The following is an 8,233-nucleotide window of genomic DNA, read 5'->3' as shown; positions in this document are numbered from 1 at the left end:
CGACAGCAACGCAAAAAGGTCGCCAACAAGTAAACATACTCGTTGATGACCTTCAATATAAGTTCACTAATTATCCCGGCACCACTCGTCGCATAATCCGCATCGCCAGTGGTTGAACGACTAGCCCGCGGATAATGTAAGCCAGCAGCAACGACCGCAACCAAACCATTAAAATGACGGCAACCGGCATTCCCGGAATCGCACCGGCAGTCACTAGTCCCCAGGTGCACATGCTAAAACACATCACGATTAGCATGGTCCAGCTTCGAATTCGATTACTTCGGCGTTGCAATGCCGTTCCCGATAGCTGAACCGTATACCGTTTGATCAACCCGTTCACGAGCCGATTAACGACCAATACAGCGTAGCCAAACGAAACGATTACCGTGGGCGCCCACCAGACCAGAAACGTGTGCCACGCCCTGACCGTGACGCCCATCGCCAAGCAATTACCGACGAGGCTCATCACCGTCCCCATACCGAGGCACATTTCAGCCAATAGAAACAACCGCTGTTTCGTCGACATTTGAACACCCCATTACAAGCGTGAGTTCACAACGTCACTACCACTTTAATGGTCGTTATTTTAGGCTGATTCTAGGCGAAACACAAGCATCAACTACCGCTTCCGACGACGAAGTAATTTGTTGCCATGCCGGCTCTTGCTTAAATCGTGAACCTCGTGCTTTTCAGCCACTGCCGTCCGTGGATATGGCCGGTCACAGACCTGTTCTAATGTGGCTGCCGTCTTCTTGGTCAGCACCTTTTCATCAGCTAATTTGCCAAACAACGTCCGCAACATCTGCGTCGTAAACGTGTAAGTGGCCACCTTAGTTTGACCAGCTAACTGGGTTAAGTACGCTGCCACATGGTCAGCTTCCCAGCGCTTAGGTGTTTCCACGTAATCCGCATACATCACATCGTAGAAGTTGACGATGATGTCCACGACTTCTGCTTGATTGTGTGCTTGACGGACTGACTTTTGTTCTGGTTTGACCCAAAGTTCTCGGGCCGTCTTCAAGCCTTCATCATGCGTTCGGGTTGCCACGGCTTGGTACCACTTGTAGTTGGCCGTTTGTTGGACGTGGTGGCGGGTCTCAACTTCACTCTTTGGCACGTAAACGGTGCCCGGATAAGCCACTTCGCCATCGAGGACGCGTTGGACCTGTACGGCGTCATCGTATTCTGAGAGGTATTTTTTCGCTAATTTTTGGTCGTTGATATCCACACCATCGGCCTTCATCTTCAACAGCACCGTTTTGGCTGGTGAGTAGTTGGCGTCATCCTTACCGGCTATCACAACTTGATCCATCACCTTTTCCGTTGCGGTTTGCACTTCGGCAACCACTGCGTCAGATAACAAGTCTTCTCGCTGCGCAAAGGCTAGAAAGGCCGCCAGCAAATCCGGCAATTGGTCATAGTCGGCTGGCTCAAAGGCCATTTCGTTCACCACGTAACCCGTAAGCAGTTGCTCTAAGGCTGCAGCGGTCCACTGATCAGGGGTCAGTTGCAGTTCTTCATAGGCCTGGCCAACCAGCACTAGAATCAACAACCGCGCTTTTGATGGCACAATTGAGAGCGCTTTAAATTCATCTGAGCTCACAAACTGCTTTGCCCAATCAACGGACTGCTGCTTCAATTCAGCGGCAACCGAACTCTGCCAACGCAGATGACCATCGGCCGCTGCGGCTTCTGCAAGTTCATCCTGATAGGCAGTTAACGCATCTCGTAACGGCACCATGTTGAGGTCGTTGTCACTCCGAGAAGCAATGAATAACAGCAAGCTGCTGACTACGGGGAACTGTTCATCGAATTGATCGACCGACTCGTCTTGTTCGTGCAGCAACTTTAAACCAGCCAAGATGTCCGCTTGTGTCCACTGCGCTACCGGTAAGCCGTTGACTGATCCATCGCGCTGAAAAAGGTCTCGCTAATCGTTTCGGGTAATCCGTCAGGATAAGTCCCCTCGATCATCTGGTAGCCCGGAAAGCTCGCAAATTGCGTCCAAGCTTGCTTAAATTCACGTTGATATCGTTGTTTCTTAACTTTCACCATAAGTGCGCCTCCGATAAGTTTCTAGTCTTAGTTTAGCACGAAGGACGGGCCTTTCACAAATGCAATCAGGTTCGCCAGCATGGTATACTGAACCCGTAATCCATCCGACAAAAGGAGCGATAGGTCAATGGACATCACCTTCAACGAAAGTTTTGCGGCTAGTTTAACCAATACGCTAGACACGCCAGTTATCGGACTACCTGCCGAGTTTCAATTCGGCCAGTTAACCAAATTAGCTCACCCGGATGACCCAATTTGGCAACTCAAGCAACGTTACGACTCACTTTCAACTGTGACGGTTGCGTCACTTCAGCAAGCGCAGACGCAACTGCTGGCAGCGTTAAAAAAGGGCGAACCGCTTCGGCTTTGGACCATGGCCACGGCGGATGACGCGCTTGGGTTTCGCTACTTATGCGACCTGCTTCAACACCAGCCCGGTGAACTCACCCGCATTAACGTCCCAATCAACCAGCCTATGACAAATAAGGCGCAATCGGCCTCCAAACCTTGAACGACCTTGGCGAACTCGACCCCGATACCATTCCAGAATGGCTACCACAAGCGGTGCCGGTGACCGCCGCCGAACAAACCGCCTACGCTTACGACTGGCAGCAACTTGCTTCAGACCACCAACCGCTCCACGTGCGCATCAACGGCCAGCTAATTGGGGCGACTGTTGACTTTTACGACTCGTTCTTAATCCCGCAACTACAGCACAAGCGCTGGTCCCCCACCCGCATCATCGGCGAGACTATGGGCCGCTACTGCATCGCCGTCCCAGATTGGTGGTGGCGCTACCGCCTAACTGCCCTGACCACCGCAAACTAATTGAATTTGCCCACTAAATACGGTACACTGAACCCAGTGCCCCCGCAGTTAGCGGGCTTTTATTTTGGCACATCAAGAACATACGTTCACTGAAGGAGTTTTGAAAATGAATAATCAAGAACTACAAGCCTACCTTGCGGAAAACAGTCAGGTCGAACCGCTCTTTATGGAAAAGGCCTTAGCCTATTTGAATGAGCAGAACATGGATAAGCTCCCCGCTCGGCGCCTGAACGACACCATGATTCAACGGGAAGCCGATAAGTTATTTGACCAAGTGTTAGACGACGTGAACCAAAAAATTGCGCAACAGGCTCACGGGAACACTTCCCCGGAAACCTGGCGCGCAATTATTGAGCAAACCAACCTGATCGAACAGATGGAAGATTCCATGTCTGAATTAGAATTCGGTGCTCAAGACTAGCAAGATTTTGACGAATCAGTGAGCCCCCGATTATGAGTTGCCATCATGTCGGCGCCGTTCACGACCTGCACCGGCGTTTCGAACTGTTGGGCGTCATCGCGAATCGCAAATTGAAAGTTGCGGACGTCCAGCACTAATCCGGGTGCCAAGAAGTACAGGTCGTATTCGGCGCTATAGAGCTGAACGCCCGCTTCATTCGCGAGTTGAATCGGATAATCTGGATCTTGCTTATCGAGCACCACTAACGTGAAAACCGCGCCAATCGTGCAGGCACCACCTTGCAGGCTGTATTTGCCACCGACATCGTCGGCGATGAGGACGAGGATTTTGTCTTGAAGGTGCTGTTGTTTGAGACGCTCAGTGGCGGCTTGGGTGATGCGGATGGTTGGCATGGTTAGGACTCCTTTTTTCGATTCATGATAATACTAGTATAGCGCACCTCACCCAATTGACACTAAATAAGCGTCCCCCAAATGCCCAGTCTGGCATCTAGGGGACGCTTATTTAATTCCTATTCAATCACTGACGACCCGATCTCGACCAGCCCGCTTTGCCGCATACAAGTTGGCATCCGCCCGACTAATGACCTGATCATTTTCGTGATCAGCCGCGGCAATCTGTGTGACGCCCGCCGAGATGGTCAATTTAATTGACGCGCCCGCCGCATTGATTTTGAGGTTCGCTAAGTGCTTGCGGTAGTTTGCCAGCATCACGCTAGCCTGTTCATTACTTGTACCACCATTTAAAATGACGCTGAACTCCTCACCACCCGTTCGGTACAGAGTGGCCGGAAAGGTCATCGTATCAAGATAATCAGTAAAATCCTGTGCGAAGGCCTTCAACACCGCGTCCCCCGCTAAATGGCCGTAAGTATCATTGACCCGTTTAAAGTGATCAATATCCACCATTACCAGATGAACCACCGGGATTTTCCCGTCATTCACGAGTTGCCGGTACCGGGAAAAGTCATTATTAAACTTGATCCGACTATGCACACCGGTTAACGCATCGTGTTGCGTATCGTAGGTCAACTCCTGTTCCCGCCGCTTACGGTAGGCCAACAGCTGGTCGTAGAGGTACGCCAACACCATGACGGCAATAAAGCAAACCGTCACCGACAGTGTCTGGCCCAGTTCATAGCCGTATGAATACATATCAAACAGCCAAATGATCAAACTCGTCACGCACAATGTCGCAAACAGCCGGAGTTGATTTCGTCTGATCCAATTTTGCCAGTAGTTTAGCGCGTACAGCAACACCAGCGTACCCACAAAGCCCGCCAATGCCCCCATGTTCCAGTCCCAGTACGGCCAAAACGACAGGAAAACGCACCCGAGGAGAACGGCGTACCCCTTGTGGCTGTGTAATTTTAAACTCATATAAATCAGTGCCCCGTTCCGAAGCGCGTTCGCCGTCCAAGTGTAGGTTGTCCCAAACAACCGTAACACCCGAACGAAGAGGATCACGACCACCACGTAAGCCACCAGTAGCCACACCGTTTCGATTTTACGGTGAAACAGCCGAATCGTGACTTGATTACCAAGATCTTCGATCAACTCTAACGTCGCCACAAACCCGATCATAAAGAAGAATGACCAGAAGAACGTATTGCCAAATAATTCCATAGACTCGCTGCCTCCAGAGACCGTCCAGCTCAATCCGATATTTTTTCTCAATTACTATAAGAATACCGCATTTTAGTGGCCAAAACGACCCTAAATGTCGATTCCTTTCACAATTTTTCACCTGGGTTATTGATAAGCGTTTGGTAATTGATTAAGCAATTAAAAGGACCCCGCAATGACTGCGAGGTCCAATGATTCATTCAATTCAATTCGCTTAATTCAATTAACGTTGATCAGTTAGTTCAATTCAGCCGCAATCGCTTGGTTGACCGCTGCTTGTTCAGCTTCAACCAAATCAACCCGACTGCCGATGACTTTAATGTCCATCGTAATTTCCCGGGTTAAGCCTGGGGTGTTGATCTTAGGTTCAAAGAAAGCTTTGAATTCAGCCAACCGCTCTGCCGTGTGGAAGATGCCGGCCGTTACCGTGATGTAGGTACTGAATTCCATGTCCCCACCAACGGTTGCTTCCAACCATGACCAGTCATCGCGCAACCAGTCCCAAGCGGCTTGTTCGCCCTTAGGGTTAGCTAACACGCCCCGGTACCAACCACGCAAGTCTTGTGGCTTGATGGTATCGGCGTCTTCAAAGGCTCGATCACCCGTTTGATCAGCGCTGCATCCGGCGTGCTGGTCAAAGCCGCGCGAATGGCAGACTTGAAGCTGGCGTCTGGGGTTTGACGGTAGGCATTTAATAGCGCCTCAAACAATTCGGTTGAACCGTAGTGCTTCACTTCGTTAGCCAGCACCATTGCCCGGATATCAGCTGGTAGTGCGCCTAAGTCGGCTTGGTTATCGGTAAATAACTGGTGCGCCGCTTCAATCGCAGCCGGATTCTTAGCGTACAACGCCGCACTCAACACGTATGGCCGAGTCAGTTGGTCATCGTTAGACTCACCAGCGCGTGGGGTCCAACCCAAACGGGCCACCTGCTTAGCACTCAGTTGATCATACAACTTGCGTAATTGCGCCTCTTCAGTCGATTCAGGGGTGACGAACTGCGTCAACGTCCCAGCGATTCGATACAAGGCCGCATTGACCACCGTAGCGGGACTTTCAGCAAAGTCCTTCAACAATGGCACTAAGTCAGCGTAAGATACTTGGCGCCCATCGGCTAATAACCGCAGATCTTGTAAGAGTTGTAGTTGCGAAATCGCGTCTAAATCTGCACTGGTCGTCAACAAATCAGCCCGTAACGTGTCATCGTAGTTCACGATAAAGTGTGATTCATTGCCCACGTTCAAGCGGAATGGTTCGCCGGCTTGTTGGCGAAGGTCAGCATAATCGCCGAGTACCACTCGTGCGTCTTTCATAATTTGCGGCGTTGCGGCGTAGTTGCCGTTCAGCGGAATTTGCCACTTGCGGTCTTGATCAACACCATCACCCACGAAGAACTGGTGTTGCGATAAGGTCAATTGACCATCGACAACCTTGGCGTCCACGACTGGGTAGCCGGGTTGTTCAAGCCAAGAGTTCATGATGGCGCCAACGTCTAAGTTCGAGGCTTCGCCCAAGGCAGCCCAAAGATCAGCCCCAGTGGCGTTGCCGTAGCGGTGCGCCGCAAAGTAGGCCTTCAAGCCTTCCGCAACGCATCATCACCAATCAATGACCGCACCATGACCAGCATCCGCGCACCCTTAGCGTAAACGATCGCGCTATCAAACAAAGCTCGATTTCAGCCGGATCTTCAACGCTAACGTGAACCGACTGAACGCCATCCGTCGCATCCCGTTGTAACGCTGCTGGGACGTCAGACGTCTGGAACATTTCCCAGATGTGCCAATCAGGTTCCAAGGCATCGATGGCCACGTACTCCATCATGTTGGCAAAACTTTCATTCAACCACAGATCATCCCACCACTTCATGGTAACAAGATCCCCGAACCACTGGTGCGCTAGTTCGTGGGAAATGACAGTGGCAACGAGCTGCTTCATATCCAAAGCGGTGTTGTCTGGATCGAGCAGTAAGTACGCTTCCCGGTAAGTCACGAGGCCCCAGTTCTCCATTGCGCCGGCTGAAAAGTCAGGCAACGCTAACTGCCAAGAATGTGGCAGTGGATATGGCGTCTGATAAAAGTCCTCGTAGAACTCAATTGACCGCTTGGCAATATCTAACGCAAAATCAAGTTCGTTAGCCTTGTGCGCCTTGGTGCCAAATACCCCAACTTGAACGCCGCTCTTGGTAGTGGTTTGCTTGCCTTGTAATTCACCAAAGGCGAACGCAACGAGGTAAGTGGACATCTTCACCGTAGTGTCGAAGTAGTGCACGCCATCTTCAACTTTCTTTTCAGGCATGTTGGCTAACACCGTTTCGCCTTCGTGTTCATCGAACTTCAACGCCAGATCAAAAGTCGCCTTAGCTTCTGGTTCGTCCACACATGGGAAGGCTTGGCGCGCAAACGTGGTTTCGAATTGCGTGCCGATGATTTGCTTCTTTTCGCCGTTAACCTCGTAGTAGGATGGGTAGATGCCCATCATGGCGTCGGTTAATGCGCGGTGTAGTCGATAGTCAAGGTTGTTTCACCGGTTGATGGCAGCGTGATATTGATGGCTTCTGCTGCATCGTCCGTGGTGAATGGGACGTCCGTGTTTTGGGATTGGACGCTGGTTACCTTGAGGGCCTTTTGGTGGATTGAGATTTCGGTGGTTAGGGCTTCGCCGGTGATGGTGGTTTGGCCGCTGATTGTTTTTGTGGCGCGGTTGATGTCTAGGTAGACGTTGTAGTTTGATGGGTGGAACTTGGTATAGAAATGAGTGTTATTTTCTGTCATGAATAGCCTCCGTAAATGATTAGATTAGGCTTATTATACGCTTCACAGTAGGTAGTTGTCTTGTATTTGAATTTACACATCTGAGTTGTATGAGACACGTACCAATTTTTAATTAGGTTTCAATTTTATATTTTAATTCACCTACTCTGCGAAATAGCAAGACGCATAACTCGCCGGCCAGCGCCCACTCATGGGTATTTCAATTCACTCGCTCCACGAAAGAGCGAGACAACCAACTAAATGACAACACCAATGCACTTCTATATTTCAATTCACTCACTCCACGAAAGAGCGAGACTCAACGCGGTTATCGGGAATCTTCACTGCGAACGATTTCAATTCACTCGCTCCACGAAAGAGCGAGACCTCACCTCGGCGAAGCAGTCATACCGACAGTTCATTTCAATTCACTCGCTCCACGAAAGAGCGAGACCTCGATTTGAGCTTCTTCTTCGTCCACATACATATTTCAATTCACTCGCTCCACGAAAGAGCGAGACGAGTAACTACACCCACATCACTGTTCTCGATTT

General features: G+C 50.5%; 8 protein-coding genes, 1 pseudogene and 1 CRISPR repeat array. Of the genes and pseudogenes, 3 read left to right on the top strand and 6 right to left on the bottom strand.

Annotated features, from left to right (window positions below; translation table 11 throughout):
• Positions 1-70: 70 nt before the first annotated feature.
• From JCM2765_RS15360 to JCM2765_RS17295, 3 genes are all read right to left on the bottom strand, one after another.
• Positions 71-526, bottom strand: a complete 456-nt coding sequence (locus tag JCM2765_RS15360) for a hypothetical protein (protein ID WP_054737452.1) — start codon at positions 524-526, stop codon at positions 71-73.
• A gap of 93 nt (positions 527-619) precedes the next feature.
• Positions 620-1,861, bottom strand: a complete 1,242-nt coding sequence (locus JCM2765_RS15355) for a hypothetical protein (protein WP_054737451.1) — start codon at positions 1,859-1,861, stop codon at positions 620-622.
• Positions 1,862-1,884: 23 nt separating this feature from the next.
• Entirely contained in the window at positions 1,885-2,055 is a 171-nt protein-coding gene (locus JCM2765_RS17295) for a hypothetical protein (RefSeq protein WP_156301825.1), read from the bottom strand.
• A gap of 127 nt (positions 2,056-2,182) precedes the next feature.
• Between JCM2765_RS17295 and JCM2765_RS15350 the strand changes: the two genes are divergently transcribed.
• The 3 genes from JCM2765_RS15350 to JCM2765_RS15340 all read left to right on the top strand — a co-directional run bounded on the left by JCM2765_RS15350 (position 2,183) and on the right by JCM2765_RS15340 (position 3,304).
• Complete coding sequence (locus JCM2765_RS15350) at positions 2,183-2,566, top strand: DUF1835 domain-containing protein (protein ID WP_054737450.1); 384 nt, start codon at positions 2,183-2,185, stop codon at positions 2,564-2,566.
• Entirely contained in the window at positions 2,563-2,883 is a 321-nt protein-coding gene (locus tag JCM2765_RS15345; RefSeq protein WP_054737449.1) for a DUF3658 domain-containing protein, read from the top strand. Before JCM2765_RS15350 ends, JCM2765_RS15345 begins: the two co-directional genes overlap by 4 nt.
• 106 nt (positions 2,884-2,989) lie before the next feature.
• Positions 2,990-3,304 (top strand): hypothetical protein, encoded by a 315-nt coding sequence (locus JCM2765_RS15340; RefSeq protein WP_054737448.1) that lies wholly within the window; start codon positions 2,990-2,992, stop codon positions 3,302-3,304.
• On the opposite strand, the gene JCM2765_RS15335 is transcribed toward JCM2765_RS15340, so the two are convergent.
• The 3 genes and pseudogenes from JCM2765_RS15335 to JCM2765_RS15325 form a co-directional block, all read right to left on the bottom strand.
• Positions 3,301-3,696, bottom strand: a complete 396-nt coding sequence (locus JCM2765_RS15335) for an iron-sulfur cluster biosynthesis family protein (protein ID WP_054737447.1) — start codon at positions 3,694-3,696, stop codon at positions 3,301-3,303. The two genes, JCM2765_RS15340 and JCM2765_RS15335, sit on opposite strands and share 4 nt — an antisense overlap.
• A 123-nt stretch (positions 3,697-3,819) precedes the next feature.
• A complete protein-coding gene (locus JCM2765_RS15330; protein WP_054737446.1) occupies positions 3,820-4,929 on the bottom strand; it encodes a GGDEF domain-containing protein in 1,110 nt (369 codons plus the stop codon).
• Positions 4,930-5,166: 237 nt separating this feature from the next.
• Positions 5,167-7,700: pseudogene (locus JCM2765_RS15325) on the bottom strand (M1 family metallopeptidase).
• A gap of 196 nt (positions 7,701-7,896) precedes the next feature.
• Positions 7,897-8,200: direct repeats of the CRISPR family, unit length 34 nt; unit sequence ATTTCAATTCACTCGCTCCACGAAAGAGCGAGAC.
• Positions 8,201-8,233 lie beyond the last annotated feature (33 nt).

Source organism: Secundilactobacillus similis DSM 23365 = JCM 2765, assembly GCF_001311075.1.
Taxonomy (GTDB): domain Bacteria; phylum Bacillota; class Bacilli; order Lactobacillales; family Lactobacillaceae; genus Secundilactobacillus; species Secundilactobacillus similis.
The sequence above is the reverse complement of the archived record's forward strand: the minus strand, read 5'-3'. Positions and strand labels throughout refer to the sequence as shown.